General features: G+C 62.6%; 1 protein-coding gene and 1 pseudogene. Both read right to left on the minus strand.

The window, feature by feature from the left end:
* Nucleotides 1-271 (minus strand): 4'-phosphopantetheinyl transferase superfamily protein (locus EIK80_RS25130; protein WP_233586942.1); only part of this gene is annotated, 271 nt, incomplete at its 3' end.
* A 45-nt stretch (nt 272-316) separates the two neighbouring features.
* Nucleotides 317-397 (minus strand): annotated as a pseudogene (locus EIK80_RS27090) (hypothetical protein); the annotation flags it as partial.
* Between the last annotated feature and the right edge of the window lie 15 nt (nt 398-412).

Below are 412 nucleotides of genomic sequence, written 5' to 3' on the forward strand. Positions count from 1 at the left end.
TCGCGGATACCAGCCGATCGTAGAATCGCCATTGGCTGCGCAACGCCACATCCCGTCTCACAGCGGCGAACGTTCCATCCGTCTTCAGGCTCACGGATACCTTACGGAAGTCCCCCGTCCCGTCCAATGCGGACAACGCCTTCGAGGCGGCCTCCTTCGCGCAGAAGGCCGCCCTACGTTCCACCGAGGTTGCCATACGCAATGATGCGAGCTCCTCGGAAGAGAACACGAACCGCATGATCCCGTCGGACAATCCGTCCGAATCGTCCACGTCCACTCCCACGGCACGGATTCTTTCCGCCGACGCCACGGCGGCGACGCACAGCGACGGACAATGCGACAGCGATCCCACGATGCCGGATGGCCAGAGCGGTTCACCATCCGAACCTTTGAGTATGGGCCCGTCATGGCC

The organism is Caulobacter sp. 602-1, from assembly GCF_003931565.1.
In the GTDB taxonomy this organism is placed as follows: Bacteria; Pseudomonadota; Alphaproteobacteria; order Caulobacterales; family Caulobacteraceae; genus Caulobacter.